This is a genomic window from uncultured Tateyamaria sp. (genome assembly GCF_947488715.1).
In the GTDB taxonomy this organism is placed as follows: Bacteria; Pseudomonadota; Alphaproteobacteria; order Rhodobacterales; family Rhodobacteraceae; genus Tateyamaria.
The window spans coordinates 452,400-468,039 of record NZ_CANLAG010000001.1; the positions used below are offsets into that span (position 1 = coordinate 452,400).

11 protein-coding genes are annotated in these 15,640 nt (G+C 60.7%); 4 read left to right on the forward strand and 7 right to left on the reverse strand.

Translation table 11 applies throughout. From position 1 onward, the window contains the following. Nucleotides 1–93: 93 nt before the first annotated feature. A complete protein-coding gene (gene dapA, locus Q0936_RS02235) occupies nt 94–966 on the forward strand; it encodes a 4-hydroxy-tetrahydrodipicolinate synthase (protein ID WP_299295458.1) in 873 nt (290 codons plus the stop codon). A 75-nt stretch (nt 967–1,041) separates the two neighbouring features. Here the strand turns inward: dapA and Q0936_RS02240 are convergent, their stop codons facing one another. The 7 genes from Q0936_RS02240 to Q0936_RS02270 form a co-directional block, all read right to left on the reverse strand. Further along, a complete protein-coding gene (locus Q0936_RS02240; protein ID WP_299295460.1) occupies nt 1,042–1,914 on the reverse strand; it encodes a DmsC/YnfH family molybdoenzyme membrane anchor subunit in 873 nt (290 codons plus the stop codon). Continuing rightward, nucleotides 1,914–2,690 (reverse strand): 4Fe-4S dicluster domain-containing protein, encoded by a 777-nt coding sequence (locus tag Q0936_RS02245; protein ID WP_299295464.1) that lies wholly within the window; start codon nt 2,688–2,690, stop codon nt 1,914–1,916. Before Q0936_RS02245 ends, Q0936_RS02240 begins: the two co-directional genes overlap by 1 nt. Before the next feature lie 202 nt (nt 2,691–2,892). Beyond that, the gene (locus Q0936_RS02250; RefSeq protein ID WP_299295466.1) at nt 2,893–5,703 is read right to left on the reverse strand and encodes a molybdopterin oxidoreductase family protein; all 2,811 of its coding nucleotides are present in this window, start codon (nt 5,701–5,703) and stop codon (nt 2,893–2,895) included. Beyond that, nucleotides 5,700–6,713, reverse strand: a complete 1,014-nt coding sequence (gene pta, locus Q0936_RS02255; RefSeq protein WP_299295468.1) for a phosphate acetyltransferase — start codon at nt 6,711–6,713, stop codon at nt 5,700–5,702. The genes Q0936_RS02250 and pta overlap by 4 nt, the downstream gene beginning before the upstream one ends. 37 nt (nt 6,714–6,750) lie before the next feature. Further along, entirely contained in the window at nt 6,751–8,529 is a 1,779-nt protein-coding gene (gene xsc / locus Q0936_RS02260) for a sulfoacetaldehyde acetyltransferase (RefSeq protein WP_299138873.1), read from the reverse strand. A gap of 119 nt (nt 8,530–8,648) precedes the next feature. Continuing rightward, complete coding sequence (locus tag Q0936_RS02265) at nt 8,649–10,106, reverse strand: PLP-dependent aminotransferase family protein (RefSeq protein ID WP_299295471.1); 1,458 nt, start codon at nt 10,104–10,106, stop codon at nt 8,649–8,651. Between the two features lie 368 nt (nt 10,107–10,474). Further along, nucleotides 10,475–11,869 (reverse strand): aminotransferase class III-fold pyridoxal phosphate-dependent enzyme, encoded by a 1,395-nt coding sequence (locus Q0936_RS02270; RefSeq protein WP_299138867.1) that lies wholly within the window; start codon nt 11,867–11,869, stop codon nt 10,475–10,477. Nucleotides 11,870–12,264: 395 nt separating this feature from the next. Here Q0936_RS02270 and Q0936_RS02275 point away from each other — a divergent pair, with 395 nt between their 5' ends. From Q0936_RS02275 to Q0936_RS02285, 3 genes are all read left to right on the forward strand, one after another. Next, the gene (locus tag Q0936_RS02275) at nt 12,265–13,272 is read left to right on the forward strand and encodes an ABC transporter substrate-binding protein (RefSeq protein ID WP_299138865.1); all 1,008 of its coding nucleotides are present in this window, start codon (nt 12,265–12,267) and stop codon (nt 13,270–13,272) included. 113 nt (nt 13,273–13,385) lie between these two features. Further along, nucleotides 13,386–14,192, forward strand: a complete 807-nt coding sequence (locus Q0936_RS02280; RefSeq protein WP_299295473.1) for an ABC transporter ATP-binding protein — start codon at nt 13,386–13,388, stop codon at nt 14,190–14,192. Beyond that, nucleotides 14,189–15,454, forward strand: coding sequence for an ABC transporter permease subunit (locus Q0936_RS02285; RefSeq protein ID WP_299295475.1), 1,266 nt, complete (start codon nt 14,189–14,191; stop codon nt 15,452–15,454). Before Q0936_RS02280 ends, Q0936_RS02285 begins: the two co-directional genes overlap by 4 nt. The last annotated feature ends 186 nt before the right edge of the window (nt 15,455–15,640 follow it).

The following is a 15,640-nucleotide window of genomic DNA, read 5'->3' on the forward strand; positions in this document are numbered from 1 at the left end:
ATGGCCGTCCTGTGACGTTTCAACTCACGATCGGGATATATGCCATTTCATACCAGGCCCTCTGCCTGCCACACGTAAAAAAGGAGCGTGAGAATGTTTAAAGGTTCTATGCCTGCCCTCGTCACGCCGTTTCGTAACGGCGCTTTGGATCTGGAATGCCTCAAGAAGCTGGTCGAGTGGCATATTGGCGAAGGCACAAATGGATTTGTGCCCGTTGGCACCACTGGCGAAAGCCCGACGTTGAGCCATGAAGAGCATGAGACCGTCATCGACACTGTGGTCAAGGCCACGGCGGGTCGTGTGCCGGTGATTGCCGGTGCCGGGTCGAACAACACGGTCGAGGCCATTCGGTTTGTGCAGTTTGCCGAAAAGGTCGGTGCGGATGCGGCGCTGGTCGTCACGCCCTATTATAACAAGCCGACACAGCGGGGCCTGATCGCGCATTTCACCGCGCTGCATGATTGTGCGGATATCCCGATCATCATCTACAATATTCCCGGTCGGTCAGTGATTGATATGTCGCCTGCGACCATGGCTGAGTTGGCCAAACTGCCCCGTATCGTCGGGGTCAAGGATGCGACGGGCGACCTGGCCCGCGTGTGTGACACCCGTATGGCCTGTGGCCCTGATTTCATCCAACTGTCGGGCGAAGACGCCACCGCGCATGGGTTCAACGCTCAGGGCGGTGTCGGCTGTATCTCGGTCACTGCGAATGCTGTGCCGGGGCTGCTGGCCAAGATGCAGGCGGCTTGCCTTGCTGGCGACTATGCCACTGCGCTGGAGATCCAGGACAAGGTGATGCCGCTGCACAAGGCGATCTTTACGGAGCCGGGTCTGGTGGGTGCGAAATACGCGATGTCGCGTCTGGGCCTGTGTTCGGATGAGGTGCGTTTGCCGTTGACCAGCCTGTCGGATGAGACCAAGGCGATGGTGGATGCCGCGTTGGTGCATGCCGGCGTGATGTAAAGAAAAGGTGCGCGCAGAGCGCGCACCCTATAGAGTTGGGGTAGGGTGCGCATTTATTGCGCACCGATACTCTGTCTAGCGTTTGCCGTAGTAGAGGCCGACCACGTGTTCGGCCTCTGCAAAAAAGAGCCAGCGTGAGGCAAGTGCGCCGCCCACGTAGCTGACGACCGCCAGCAGGGCTACCCAGTGCGAGAACGGTGCAGCCAGCAGAACAATCGGGATCACGGCCATCAGGACAATGGCGATGATGCGCAGTTTGAGGCTGTGCTTGCGTCCAACGACATAGGCAAATTCGCGCAGCAGGTAGTTGGTGCCGGTATGCGGTGGTTCAAAGGCCCGCACGCCGCCTTCGGTGCCGAGGCCCGTTGCGGTTGCGAGCGTTGATCCGGAGGCCGCCAGTGCGCCGTCACCTTTGGCCCAGAGCAGGACCTGGATCACGGCGGAGATCGCCAAAAGACCCATGGCCCATGTGATCTGTCCGGCCAGCAGCGCGCCACCTGCGAGGCCGTAGCTGAGGAACATGGCCGGTGTGAGCGGCGAGTTCCAACGTGGAATGGTCTTGAGCTGGGTATAGATCATGGATGTGGTGAAGATGGTCAGCAGCGAAAACAACGCGCCGATCACGCCGAACAGGCCCCAGCGTTGGCCAAAGAACACGAGGCCCGCGCCATAGATTGCCATGGTGATCAGGGCGATGACGGCGCACCAGCCCTCGCGGCTGAGCCATGAGGAGCGCCACTGGGTGAACGCCTTAAGCGCGCGTTCGGGGTGGCCCAGGTGGAAGGTGGACGAGATCAACCCGCCCACGGCGCAGAGATAGGCGATGGCGAAGAAGGCGAAAGCGGTCCAGCCGGTGACATCCGGGATGCCAAGCCCGAGAAAGGTCAGCAGACCAAAGCCGAGACCCGAGAACACGGTGAAGAAAATGACGGATGGTGCCGGGTGCATCAGAGTTTCTCCAGTGTCTTGTCGAGCCAGCCGAGGAAGCCTGATGCCTCTTGGGCCACGGGTTCGAGATAGGGGGCAAGGATGTCGATGTCGCCTGCGCCCTCAGACAGGGTGTCCTTGGGGCGGGGCGGCAGGTATTTATTGACGGGTTTGGTGCCCTGTTCGGGCATCAGGTCCATGCCGCCGCGTTCGGCGCTGAGCTTGGACACGTTGCTGTCGGGATCCGCGAAGTCACCGAAGTGGCGGGCACCGGCGGGGCAGGTGCGCACACAGGCCGGTTCGCGGTCTTCCTCGGGCAGGTTTTCGTTATAGATCCGGTCGACGCAGAGGGTGCATTTTTTCATCACCTTTTCGACCTGGTCCATTTCGCGGGCGCCGTATGGGCAGGCCCAGGCGCAGAGGCCGCAGCCGATGCAGTCCGACTCATTGACCAGAACAATTCCGTCCTCGACCCTCTTGTAGCTGGCGCCTGTGGGGCAGACGGTGACGCAAGGCGCGTCCTCGCAGTGCAGGCAGGATTTGGGGAAGTGGATCAGTTGCGCCTCGGGCGCGGGTTGATCCTTGAGCACAGGTGGTTTGACCTCGAAACTGTGCACGCGGTTGAGGAAAGTGCCCGATGGGTCGCTGCCATAGGCATCCGTGTCGGACAGCGGCGCGCCGTAGTTTTCGGTGTTCCAGCCTTTGCACGAGATCACGCAGGCGTGGCAGCCGACGCAGGTGTCGAGGTCGATGACGAGACCAAGCTTGCGCGTGGTGGATTGGGGAAGGGTGGTCATGCGAATGCTCCTGCTGCGGGGGCAGGACCGGGGCGCTGCCCCAGACCCCGAGGTATTTCGAGCGAAAGGAAGGGAGAGGTGTTGTGTAGGGCTCCGATTGGTTCGGCCTTGGACATGTCCCAGTTTGCGATGAAGTAGATTAATGAGCCGACCGCGACCGCCACAAAGGCCGCGATGGCGATCAATGTTCGCCCGACGCCGGTCATTTGCCGACCTTCCAGGCGAGGTGTTGTGGGCCTTTGCCAACGGGCGATTTGATGGGTTTCATCGCGGGTTGGGATTCGGCGGGTGCGTCGGCCTTTTCGATGCGGACCTTGAGGTCGAACCACGCGGCCTGCCCGGTGATGGGGTCCGAGTTGGCCCAGCGGAGGCCGTCACCTTTGGGTGGCAGCAGTTCGTGGATCAGGTGGTTGAGCAGGAAGCCTTTGGTCGCTTCGGGCGCGTTTTCGTCGAGGGCCCATGCGCCTTTGCGTTTGCCGATGGCGTTCCACGTCCAGACCGTGTTTTCGTTGAGCGCGGCCATTTCGAGGACCGGGACGGTGATCTCGCCGTGGGGCGAGGTCACTTTGGCCCAGTCGCCGTCGGTCAGGTTGTTGTCCTGCATCAGTTTGGTCGGCAGGTAGAGCGGGTTATGCCCGTGCAGTTGGCGCAACCATGCGTTTTGTGACCCCCACGAGTGGTACATCGCCATGGGGCGCTGTGTGAGCGCGGTGATCGGGAAATCGTCCACCCGGTTTTCTGGCGCGGGATCGTACCAGATCGGCAGCGGGTCCATCGTAGTCTTGATCCGCTCGCGCAAATGGTCGGGAGGCTGGCGGTCGCCGTGCCCCTCAGCCGCCAATTGGAAGCGCCGCATGGGTTCAACATAGAGCGAGAACAGGTAGGGTTGCGGGCTGTCGTAAAGCCCGAGGTTGACCGCCCAGTCCTGATACCCTGCATTCCAGGGTTTGTAGTAGTTCGCACCGTCCGGGATGTGTTCGACGAAGAAGCCCCCGTTTTCGATGTATTTGTCGAGCTGGTCGGGGTTTACGTCACCGCGTCCGGCCTGATCGCCGTCACCGCGGAACCCGGCAAGCGGGCCAATGCCGGGTTTGCGTTCGTGGTTGACGATGTAGTCGGCGTAATCGGCGTATTTCTGGCTGCCGTCCTCGTTGGTAAAGCCAGGAAGGCCGAGTTTGGCACCGAGTTCGCAGAGCACCGATTGGAACCCGCGCACGTCGCGGTCGGGCTCGATCACGGGCCAGCGGATGGCGTCGGCGGCGGCGTCGGCCTCGCAAATGGGGCGGTCGAGCAGCGAGATACAGTCGTGGCGTTCCAGATACGTGGTGTCGGGCAGGATCAGGTCGGCATAGGCGACCATTTCCGAGCTATACGCATCCGAATAGATGATGCGCGGGATCACGTAGTCGCCGCTTTCGTCCTTGTCCGTCAGCATGTCGATGACGCCACGGGTGTTCATGGACGAGTTCCACGACATGTTGGCCATATACATGAACAGCGTGTCGATCTTGTAGGGATCGCCTGCATGGGCGTTCGAGATCACCATGTGCATGAGGCCGTGGGCGCTCATCGGGTTTTCCCAGGTGAACGCCTTGTCGATGCGGGCGGGTGTGCCGTCTTCTTTCAGCGCCAGATCGTCGGGGCCGTGCACAAAGCCAAGGTGCGGGCCGTCGAGCGGGCAATCGGGCGTCGTGTTGCAGTGCGGTTTGGGGTGCGCTGTGGCCGGTTTGGGATAGGGCGGTTTGAAGCGGAAGCCGCCGGGGACTTCGACGCTGCCCAGCAGGATTTGCAGCACGTGCAGGGCGCGGCAGGTCTGGAACCCGTTGGCGTGGGCGCTGATGCCGCGCATGGAGTGGAAGGAGACCGGGCGGCCCTGCATGGTTTTATGCGTTTCGCCGCGGAAGTCGGTCCATTCCTGGTCCAGCTCGAACGCTTCCTCGAACGCCACGCGGGCAATTTCGTTAGCGATGGCACGGATGCGTCCCGCAGAAATGCCGACGCGGTCGGCCACCGCTTCGGGTGTGTATTCGTCGGACAGATACCGTTCGGCCATGTGCTGCATGACAGTGCGGTGGCTGATGCCTGCGTGTCGGTGCGTGGCGGCGAGGTCGGGTTTGACCCCTTTCTGATCGAAGGGCGTCAGTTTGCCGGTGGCGCGGTCCATCACCAGCTCTTTGCCTTCGTCATCGCGCAGCAACAGGCCAAATTCGGGCGATTTCTCGTCGCCGTTCACGAGGCAGGGCGCGTTGGTGTATTGGGCGAGGTAATTCAGGTCGATTTTACCTGCTTTCATCAGGCAGTGGACCATAGACAGAATGAACAACCCGTCGGTGCCGGGCGTGATGCCGACCCAATCGTCGGCTACGGCATTGTATCCGGTACGGATTGGGTTCACGCCGATGACGCGCGCGCCGCGGGCCTTGATCTTGCCGATGCCCATCTTGATCGGGTTGCTGTCGTGGTCTTCGGCGACGCCGAACAGCATGAACAGCTTGGTATGGTCCCAGTCGGGCTGACCAAATTCCCAGAACGCGCCGCCCATTGTGTAGATGCCGGCGGCCGCCATGTTCACTGAGCAGAAACCGCCATGTGCCGCGTAGTTTGGCGTGCCGAAGTTCTGGGCAAAGAAGCTGGTGAAGGACTGCGATTGGTCTCGACCTGTGAAGAATGCGAGCTTGCTCGGATCGCTCTTGCGGACCGGGGCCAGCCAATCGGTGGCGATTTGCAGCGCCTCGTCCCATTCGATCTCTTGGAATTCGCCCGAGCCGCGTTCGCCAACACGCTTCAGCGGCTTGCGCAGACGCGAGGGTGCGTTGACCTGCATAATCCCTGCCGAGCCCTTGGCGCAGAGCACGCCCTGGTTCACCGGGTGGTCGCGGTTGCCTTCGATATAGGCGACTTTACCGTCCTTGAGGTGCACGTTGATGCCGCAGCGGCAGGCGCACATGTAACAGGTGGTTTTGCGGACCTCGTCAGAGACCTTGGGCGACAGATCGAGCTTGGGCTGGTTCATGTGGTCTCCTGGTTTGCGGCGGCCTGTAGGGCCGTGACGGCGATCATGTGGACCACGTCATCAGCGGTGCAGCCGCGGCTGAGGTCATTGGCAGGTTTCGCGAGCCCTTGCAGAACGGGACCGATGGCGGTGCAGCCGCCGACCCGTTGGGCGATCTTGTAGCCGATATTGCCTGCGTCGAGATTGGGAAAGATCATCACGTTGGCATGGCCTGCGACGTCTGATCCCTTGGCCTTGCTGGCGCCGACGTCGGGGACGAATGCGGCGTCAAACTGCATCTCGCCGTCGGACGCGATGTCGGGGCGCTGTTCGGACAGCAGTTTCGCGGCGTCCGACACTTTGGTGACGTTTGGATGGCGGGCGCTGCCCATCGTCGAAAATGACAGCATCGCCACCTTGGGGGTGCCGCCCAGAAGGGCAGTGTAAGACCCCGCAGACTGCGCTGCGATGGCGGCGAGTTCTTCGCTGCTGGGGTCGATCACGAGACCGCTGTCGGAAAAGATCATGGCGTCGCGTCCGGAGGGATGCCCGTCAGGCAGCACCATCAGGAAAAAGCTGGACACGAGGGCTGCATCCTTGGCCTTGCCGATGACTTGCAGGGCGGCGCGTACGGTGTCGGACGTCGTGGCAACAGCGCCGCCAACTGTGCCATCGGCCTGGCCCTCACGGACCATCATCGCGGCAAAAACCAGCGGATCGCGCACCAGTTCGGCGGCTTTTTCGGGTGTGACGCCCTTGTGCTGGCGCAGCGCATGGAAGGCGTCGGCAAAGCCGTCAGTGAGATCGGAGGTCGCGGGGTCCGCGATGTGCAATGTGTCGGAGGTGGCGGCGCTCTGGGCGCTCAGCTCTGCGGCGATGGTTGCCGTGTCTCCGACCAGAGAAATCTGGGCCAGTCCGGTGGACGTGGCGGATACGGCGGCAGCCACGATCCGGGGATCGTGGCCTTCGCTCAGCACAATGTGTGCGGGATGGGCCGCAGCGCGGCTCTGGAGTGTGCCCAGTACGCTCATGCGGCCCGTCCTGTTTTTTTGATACAACCCACGTGGATTACACGACCTGCGGACGCATGTCGTCTTTGGAGATACCAGCCACTTCGACGGGCTTCTTCATCGCGTCGCGGCGGAAGGGGTCGCCCAGTTCCTGGTTGATCATCGCTTCGATCAGGGTGGTGACACCGTTTTCCATCTGGTCCTTGATCGCTTGGTCCAGCGCCGCTGTCAGCTCTTCCTGAGTGCGGGCGACGACGCCTTTGAGGCCGCATGCGTTGGCGATACCGGCGTAAGACACCTGCTCGTCCAGCTCTGTGCCGACAAAGTTGTCGTCGAACCACAGGGTCGAGTTCCGCTTTTCCGCGCCCCACTGGTAGTTGCGGAAGACGATCTGCGTGATGGCAGGCCACTCGCCACGGCCGATGGCTGTCAGTTCGTTGACCGAGATGCCGAAGGCGCCGTCACCAGCAAAGCCGACAACTGGTACGTCGGGCTTGCCGATTTTCGCACCCACGATCGACGGCAGGCCGTAGCCACAGGGGCCGAACAGGCCGGGGGCCAGATACTTGCGGGACTCGTTGAACGAAGGATAGGCGTTACCGATGGCGCAGTTGTTGCCGATGTCGGAGGAGATGATCGCTTCGACAGGCAGCGCGGCCTGGATGGCACGCCATGCCATGCGGGGGGCCATCCAGTCAGGTTTCGCAGCACGCGCACGCTCGTTCCAGTTGGTGCCGGGATCGTCCTGTTCCTCGGTCATCGAGGTCAGTTCCTGCGCCCATGCGGATTTGGTGGTCGCGATGGTGTTCTTGCGCTCGGCGCGGTTGGTGTCGCCCGCGTCATCCGCCAGTTGTGCGGTGATGCCGTTGGCCACTTTGGCCGCGTCGCCCACGATACCCACGGTGACCTTTTTGGTCAGGCCGATGCGGTCAGGGTTCAGGTCAACCTGAATGATCTTGGCGTCTGTGGGCCAGTAATCGATGCCGTAACCGGGCAGGGTCGAGAACGGGTTGAGGCGTGTGCCAAGGCACAGAACAACATCCGCTTGGCTGATCAACTGCATGCCAGCCTTGGAGCCGTTGTAGCCCAGCGGACCTGCAAACAGCGGGTGGTTGCCGGGGAAGGCGTCGTTGTGCTGGTAACCAACACATACAGGCGCGTCGAGCTTCTCGGCCAGAACGCGTGAGGCTTCGATGCCGCCCTTGGACAGAACCGCACCAGCACCGTTCAGGATGACGGGAAATTTCGCTTCGCTCAGCATCTTGGCGGCTTCGGCCACGGCGGTGTCACCACCCTGGGGCAGTTCAAAGTCCACGATGACGGGCAGGTCGATGTCGACCACTTGGGTCCAGAAGTCGCGGGGGATGTTGATCTGAGCAGGGGCCGAGGCGCGCTTGGCTTGCATGATGACGCGGTTCAGGGTTTCGGCGATACGCGATGGGTCACGGACCTCTTCCTGATAGGCGACGCAATCGGCGAACAGGTTCATCTGTTCCATTTCCTGGAAGCCACCCTGGCCGATGGTCTTGTTCGCGGCCTGCGGTGTGACCAGCAGAACGGGCGTGTGGTTCCAGTAGGCAGTTTTCACAGCGGTGACGAAGTTCGTGATGCCGGGGCCGTTTTGCGCGATCATCATGCACATTTTGCCAGTGGCGCGGGTAAAGCCGTCAGCCATCATGCCGCCGGATGTCTCGTGGGCGCAGTCCCAGAACTTGATCCCGGCATCGGGGAAGATGTCCGAGATCGGCATCATGGCCGAGCCGATGATGCCAAACGCATTGTCGATCCCGTGCATCTGCAGCGTTTTTACAAAGGCTTCTTCGGTTGTCATCTTCATGGCGGCGCTCTCCAAAATAAAAAATGGGGGCGTCGAATCGCCCCGGACAGATTGAAAGCACGATACTGGGTCGTGCGTGACGGCGTTAGGGCCAGATTTTTCAGCCAAATAATACCAGTTCAAAGTCCAAGGCTTTGGCCGATCAATGCGATGCCCTGGCCGATCCTGTCTGCTTGTATCGAGGAATAGCCAAGGCGGTAATATGTGCGCGGTTGCGCCTCGCTCGCAAAGAAGGCGTGGCCCGGTTCGATCAGGACGCCGTTGTTGCGCAGGTTGTGGGCGAGGGTACGTGTGTCTTGTCCCTCGGGCGCGCGCATCCAGAAGGACGAGCCGCCAAACGCGCCCAGTCCCGCAATGTCGAGGCCAGTCTCGTCGATGGCCTTTTGCATGGCGCTGCGGCGGGTGTGCAGGGCGGCGCCCATCTTGCGGATCTGGGCATCGTAGTGGCCCATCGACAGGAAATAAGCGGCAGTGCGCTGGATGTGTCCGGGCGGGTGTCGCAGCACAGATGTGCGCAGTGCGCGGGCCTCGCGTACAAAGGGTTCGGAGCCCACGAGATAGCCCAGCCGCAGCCCCGGAAACAGGGATTTTGAGAAGCTGCCAACATAGATCACGCGGCCATCGCTATCCATGGATTTGAGCGCCGGTGAAGGTGGTTCGAGAAAGGACATTTCGAACTCGTAATCGTCCTCGACGATGAGGGCGTCGAGGTCACGGGCGCGGTCCAGCAGAGCCTGTCGCCGACCCATGGGCATGGTCGCCGTGGTGGGGCATTGGTGGCTGGGCGTTGTAAAGATCACGTCCGTTTCAGGCGGGATAGCATCGGGTGGCAGGCCGTCCCGATCCACGCGCACAGGGGCCATATGGCACCGGGACTGCGTCAAAATTTCGCGCAAGGCAGGATAGCACGGGTCCTCAAAGGCAGCGGTGCGGCGCTGGGTCAGCAAGACTTGGGCGGCGAGCCACAGCGCGTTCTGCGCGCCCATGGTGATCAGGATCTGATCGGCATTCGCGGCGATCCCGCGCCGGGGCAGGGTGTTGCGTTGAATGAACTCGATCAGTTGCGGATCGTCCTGATCGAAATAGTCCGAAGTCAGCGCCGAAAAATCGCGTTGCCCCAGGGCCTGAAGGGCGCATTGCCGCCAGTTGGCGTGGTCAAACAATTGGGGGTCGGTTTGCCCGTAGATAAAGGGATACCGAAAGCGCGCCCAGTCCTGTGGTTTGTTCAGTGTCATGCCGCCGGAAAACCGTTGTCCGATGGCGCGGGTCCAGTCGACGGAATCGCCGGTTTCCAGTTGTGGCTGAAACACGGGTGGCACGGGCGCGTTGGTGGACACATAATACCCTGAGCGCCCGCGTGCGGTCAGGTAGTCGGAGGCCACCAGTTCGGTGTAGGCGAGGGTGACTGTGATCCGGCTGATGCCCAGGTGCGCGGCCAGTTTGCGCGTCGAAGGCAGCTTTTCCCCGGTGCCGAAACGACCAGAAAGGATGCCGTGCGCAATCATCTGCTGCACCTGACTTTGCAAGGTGCCCTGATGGTTCGGCGACAGAAAGAACGTTTCGACAGGGAGGGTCATATGGTCACACTAATCTGGACCTATAGAGGAATCAATCTGGATGTAAATCCAAATGAATTAAAGCATCCTCAATTATCATATTAGAGCGATTCTATTTGCATTGCAACAAAAATGAGACAAAAAGTTTCAAAAATGCGAAAAATGATGGCCGCGCGTTATCGAAGCCCATGATCGGGCCAGTGCGTTCCCGGGTGTAGGGCGTTTGTCATCCTGGCGCAAAGTTGGTGCGCACGAATCTGGCGGTAACACTGCGGGGAGAGCATGGACTGTTTGAGCAGAGATCGGCGCGCAGCCGGTGTTTGCGCGCCAGGCAAGAAAAAAGGCGGGGAGATCCCCGCCTTTTTCAAATTAGCTGCCCGAGAGAGGCGTTAGCCAAACACGCGTGTCAGCGCGCCATCGACGGCAGAGACGATCTGGTCGATGTCATCCTTGGTGGCGATGAGGGCGGGCGAGAAACAGAGCGTGTTGTTCCGACCGGGCAGTGACCGGTTGGTCGCGCCGATGATCACCGCTTGCTTCATGCAGTCGCCAACAACGGCCTGCACCATCTTTTCCTGCGCAGGTTCGCGGGTGTCACGATCTGCGACCAGTTCGGCCCCGAGGAACAGACCCTTGCCGCGCACGTCGCCGATCACGCTGTGCTTGTCCTGAAGGGCGCGCAGCTCGTCGAGCATGTAGTCGCCCATGGCCACTGTGTTGCTCAGCAAATCCTCGTCTTCGATGATCCGCATATTCTCGATCGCCGCCGCAGGGCCAGCCGTGCAGCCGCCAAAGGTCGAGATGTCGCGGAAGTAGTTCAGGTGGTCCGAGGTGTCGTCCTTGAACATGTCAAAGACTTCGTTTGTGGTCGCAAGGCAGGCGATGGCCGCATAGCCGGACGCGACACCCTTGGCCATTGTCACCATATCGGGCTGGATGCCGTAGTGCTGGTAGCCAAACCATGTGCCGGTGCGCCCGATACCACAAACGACCTCGTCGATGTGCAGCAGGATGTCATATTTCTTGCAGATCTCTGCCACGCGGGGCCAGTAGCCGTCGGGGGCTTCGATCACACCGCCGCCTGCAGTCACAGGTTCGAGGCAGAGTGCGCCAACCGTATCGGGGCCTTCGCGCAGGATGACCTCTTCGATCTGGTTGGCGGCCCATTCACCGTAGTTCTGCTCTGGAGCGCCTTCCTGTTCGTGCTTGCGATATTCGAGGCAGTGCGGCACGCGGACAAAGCCGGGCGCAAAGGGGCCGTATTGCGCGTTGCGCTCGTCCTGGCCACCCGCCGACATCGCGGCCAGTGTGGAGCCGTGGTAGTCGCGGTCGCGGTACAGGATCTTGTGCTTTTTGCCACCGTAGCGCTTGTGCGCGATCTGGCGGACCAGCTTGAAGGCTTTCTCGTTCGCCTCGGAACCGGAGTTCACATAGTAGACGCGGTCGAGGCCCGGCATCTTGCTGATCAGCTTTTCGGCAAAGAGCGCGCCGGGGATGGTGCCGACGGTGCCGCCAAAGAAGTTCATTTTAACGATGGCGTCGCGCACGGCGTCGCCCATGCTTTCGCGGCCGTAGCCTACGTTGACGGTCCAGACACCGCCGGACACCGCGTCGATATGTTCGATGCCTTTTTGGTCCCACACGCGGAGGCCCTTGCCTTCGACAATGATTTTCGGGTCCGCGCCGGTAAAGAATGGCTGGTGTTGAACCAGATGGTGCCACACATTTGCGCGGTCGGCCTCGACAACGCGGCTGATGTCGTTTTCGTTGAACGTTCCGTCCATAGCATTTGACCTTTCGATGTTTGGGGGACCCAATGAAATAAGGGCGTATTTCGCCCGTCAACTTTTACATCGCTGAGAATCTAGTCACGACAGTAGGGCCAGTTTAACCCAATAAGTACATCCAGTTTTACCCTTTTGGTATAGATTTGTATTTGGTTGACCCGTCAATTTGCCTTGTTTTCAAGCCTCTGGCGCAGTTTTCGGAATCCCAAAGGCCGGTTTCAAGTCGTAGGATTTGTGGCGCTTTGTTTCATTTTACGTTGATCCGGCGCAAATTTTGGGCTCCGATCACGCCAGCGCAGCGCGTGTCGCGCGCCACCAGAGGCGGATCACCGCCCGAACCTATCCAAAAAACGTGCAGCTCAGATGGCTGCATGAACCACGGGAGTAACAAGATGACATTCAAGACCAAGCTGATGGGTGCCGTTGCAGCCACCGCAATGTTGGCGGGCGCACAAGGTGCCGTCGCCGCCGGTCATGGCGGTGAGATCACCGTCGCCTATTTCCTGGAATGGCCGATGCCGTTCCAGTTCGCCAAAGAAACGGGCATGTACGAAGAGGCCATGGGGGGCACCAAGATCAACTGGGTGAGCTTTGACACCGGCACCGCGATGTCCGCGGCGATGGCGTCGGGCGACGTTCAGATCTCGGTCAGCCAAGGTGTGCCGCCGTTCGTGGTTGCAGCTTCCGCCGGTCAGGACATCCAGATCGTTGATGTGGCCGTGTCCTATTCCGAGAACGACAACTGTGTCGTGTCCTCGGGTTTGGAGATCGACAAGGAATCCGCAGGCGAACTGGCCGGCAAGAAAGTCGCCGTGCCACTGGGCACAGCCGCGCACTACGGCTTCCTGAGCCAAATGAACCACTTTGGCGTGGATCTGGCATCGCTGGACGTTGTTGACATGGCACCCGCCGAAGGTGCGGCCGCCCTGGCACAGGGTTCGGTCGACATGGCATGTGGCTGGGGTGGCGCACTGCGTCGCATGAAAGAGTCCGGCAACGTGCTGCTGACCGGTGCGGAAAAAGAAGAGCTGGGCATCCTGGTGTTTGACGCCACAACTGCCCCTGCAAACTTCATCGCCGAAGAAGGCGAGCTGCTGAGCCAGTTCCTGTCTGTCACAGCCGCAGCCAACGCAATGTGGGCCGATGAGGCCAACCAGGCGAAAATGCTGCCCGTGATCGCCAAGGACGCTGGTATGGACGAAGATGCGACAGCCGCAACGCTAGCGACCTTCAAGTTCCCCACGGTTGAAGAGCAACTGAGCGAAGCATGGCTCGGTGGTACGGCTCCTGCCTTCATGAAAGGTGTGGCCGACGTGTTCGTGAACGCGGGTTCCATCGACAGCGCGCTCGACAGCTATGAAGGCACTGTGAACACAGCGCCCCTCGCCGCAGCGAAGTAAGATCATCGGAAAGGGGCTCGCGTGCCATGTGCGCGCGGGCCCTTTTTCATACCGAGGCGGGGTGAACCCCGCCCTACCGGGTGCTTTAACACCCAAGCCACAGGTGGGAACCTATGTCCGGATTATCTATCCAAAGTATTTCGATGCGCTTTGATTTGCCCAATGGCGGGCATGTTCAGGCGCTGCAAGATGTGTCGCTGGACCTCAAGGCCGGAGAGCTGTTGAGCGTGCTTGGCCCGTCGGGGTGCGGTAAGACCACTCTATTGAACATCGTTGCGGGCTTTTTGGCGCCGACCGATGGCAAGATGATCCTGAACGGTCACGAGATCAGCGGACCCGATGCCGAACGCGGCATGGTGTTCCAGCAAGGCGCGCTTTTTGAATGGATGAGCGTGCGTGAGAATGTGGGCTTTGGCCCGTCGATGAAGGGCATGCCCAAGACCGACAAGGCGGAGATCGTGGATCACCTGCTGGATGTGGTGGGTTTGCAGGACTTCAAGGAAAAGGCCGTTTACGAGTTGTCGGGGGGCATGCAGCAGCGTGTGGCTTTGGCCCGCTGTCTGGCCAATGATCCCGACGTGATCCTGATGGACGAACCCTTGGGCGCGCTGGATGCGCTGACCCGCGAAAAGATGCAGAGCCTTGTGCTGAAGCTGTGGAAAGAGACGGGCAAGACAATCATCCTGATCACCCACTCCGTCGAAGAGGCATTGTTGCTGGGCGAGCGTTTGCTGGTCATGGCCCCGCGCCCTGGCCGTATTCACAAGGAATACCGCCTGCCATTTGCGGAGATGGGCGTTGATGCCGATCTGCGTGAGGTCAAGAAACATCCCGAGTTCTCGGAGCGTCGCGAAGAGATTCTGGGCATGATCTGGGATATGGAAGAAGAAATTATGGGCCGTACGGAGGCAGCGACATGATCCCGTTTTTGATTTACGTCGCGATCTTTGTGGTCGCCTTTTTCGTTGTCACCAAGATCGCGCAGCGGTCGGCGATTTCCGACTATGGATCGCTCAAGACGGTGACGTTTGGTGATGAAAGCGCCGTGACGCCCAATCGGGCGGCGAGTGTGATTTCGATCCTGACCATTTTCCTGCTGTGGGGGATGTTTACCGGGTCGGCCCTGTTGCCAAAATTCCTGCATGCGCCGGGTCCGTTCGAGGGCACTGGTACGTTTGAATACACCGCTCAGGCGGGAAATGAGCGTGACACAGCCACGGTCACGGTTGTGGTGCATCCTATCGATACGCCCACCGATGCGCCCGAAGTGGCCCCCGGTGACGGCTGGGCCAAGGATGACAGCGTGGCCATCGGCATGTGGCGGTCGGGCCTGTTGCGGGTGGACCGCAACGATGAGCTGGGCCGCGGTGACGGTGCCGAGGTAGTCGAGATCAACGGATCCAAGGTACAGCCCGGAGACACGGTCGATGTGGGCTTTGCCACGGTGACGATTTCCGACAAAGGCACGCCGAACATTCAGCCCAACAAGGGCTGGCAGATGGAGCCCATCTGGCTTCCGGCACCTGAGGCTGTGGTCAAGCGGATTGGCGAGATCGCAAGCGAGGGGTTCCGTGGGTCCACATTGTGGGAGCATCTGGGCTATTCGCTGTTCCGCGTTGTTGTCGGGTTCTTCTTTGGTGCGCTTGTTGGTATTCCGCTGGGCTATGCCATGGGTCTGAGCAACTGGTTCCGGGGGTGGTTTGACCCAATCGTGGAATTCATGCGTCCGGTGCCGCCCTTGGCGCTGATCCCTCTGGTGATCATTTGGGCGGGCATTGGTGAAACCGGCAAGATCATCCTGCTGTTCCTTGCTGCGCTCTGGATTATGGCGATTGCGGCGCGGTCCGGTGTGTCCGGCGTCAAAATCTCCAAGGTGCATGCGGCCTATAGTCTGGGTGCGTCCAAGGCGCAGATCATGCGGCACGTGATTGTGCCCAACTCGTTGCCCGAGATCTTTACCGGGGCGCGGGTTGCGATGGGCGTCTGTTGGGGAACGGTTGTGGCCGCCGAACTGGTCGCCGCCGAACAGGGTGCTGGCATGATGATCATGGTCGCGTCCAAGTTCCAGAATACGGACATCGTGATCATGGGTATCATCCTGATCGGCATCATCGGTTTCGGCATCGACATGCTGATGCGCTGGGCCGAACGGCTGTTGGTGCCTTGGAAGGGCAAAGGCTAAACGCCACCCCATCCCATGCAAGATCAAGAGCGGCGCCCAACGGGCGCCGTTTTTTATGGGCGGGCAGCGGGAATTGTCGCCCCCTATGACAGGGGGCGACAGAGTCACTGAAATGCTGTGTGAAATGTGTGTGCAGCCAAAGGTCGGGGTGTCCGACGCGTGCCGCGCGGCCGGCACCTAGCCCGA

What these genes read in the sequence shown, in the direction of transcription:
- dapA (WP_299295458.1), top strand. Translation starts at nt 94, where the DNA reads ATGTTTAAAGGTTCTATGCCTGCCCTCGTCACGCCGTTTCGTAACGGC.
- Q0936_RS02240 (WP_299295460.1), bottom strand. Translation starts at nt 1,914, where the DNA reads ATGCACCCGGCACCATCCGTCATTTTCTTCACCGTGTTCTCGGGTCTC.
- Q0936_RS02245 (WP_299295464.1), bottom strand. Translation starts at nt 2,690, where the DNA reads ATGACCACCCTTCCCCAATCCACCACGCGCAAGCTTGGTCTCGTCATC.
- Q0936_RS02250 (WP_299295466.1), bottom strand. Translation starts at nt 5,703, where the DNA reads ATGAACCAGCCCAAGCTCGATCTGTCGCCCAAGGTCTCTGACGAGGTC.
- pta (WP_299295468.1), bottom strand. Translation starts at nt 6,713, where the DNA reads ATGAGCGTACTGGGCACACTCCAGAGCCGCGCTGCGGCCCATCCCGCA.
- xsc (WP_299138873.1), bottom strand. Translation starts at nt 8,529, where the DNA reads ATGAAGATGACAACCGAAGAAGCCTTTGTAAAAACGCTGCAGATGCAC.
- Q0936_RS02265 (WP_299295471.1), bottom strand. Translation starts at nt 10,106, where the DNA reads ATGACCCTCCCTGTCGAAACGTTCTTTCTGTCGCCGAACCATCAGGGC.
- Q0936_RS02270 (WP_299138867.1), bottom strand. Translation starts at nt 11,869, where the DNA reads ATGGACGGAACGTTCAACGAAAACGACATCAGCCGCGTTGTCGAGGCC.
- Q0936_RS02275 (WP_299138865.1), top strand. Translation starts at nt 12,265, where the DNA reads ATGACATTCAAGACCAAGCTGATGGGTGCCGTTGCAGCCACCGCAATG.
- Q0936_RS02280 (WP_299295473.1), top strand. Translation starts at nt 13,386, where the DNA reads ATGTCCGGATTATCTATCCAAAGTATTTCGATGCGCTTTGATTTGCCC.
- Q0936_RS02285 (WP_299295475.1), top strand. Translation starts at nt 14,189, where the DNA reads ATGATCCCGTTTTTGATTTACGTCGCGATCTTTGTGGTCGCCTTTTTC.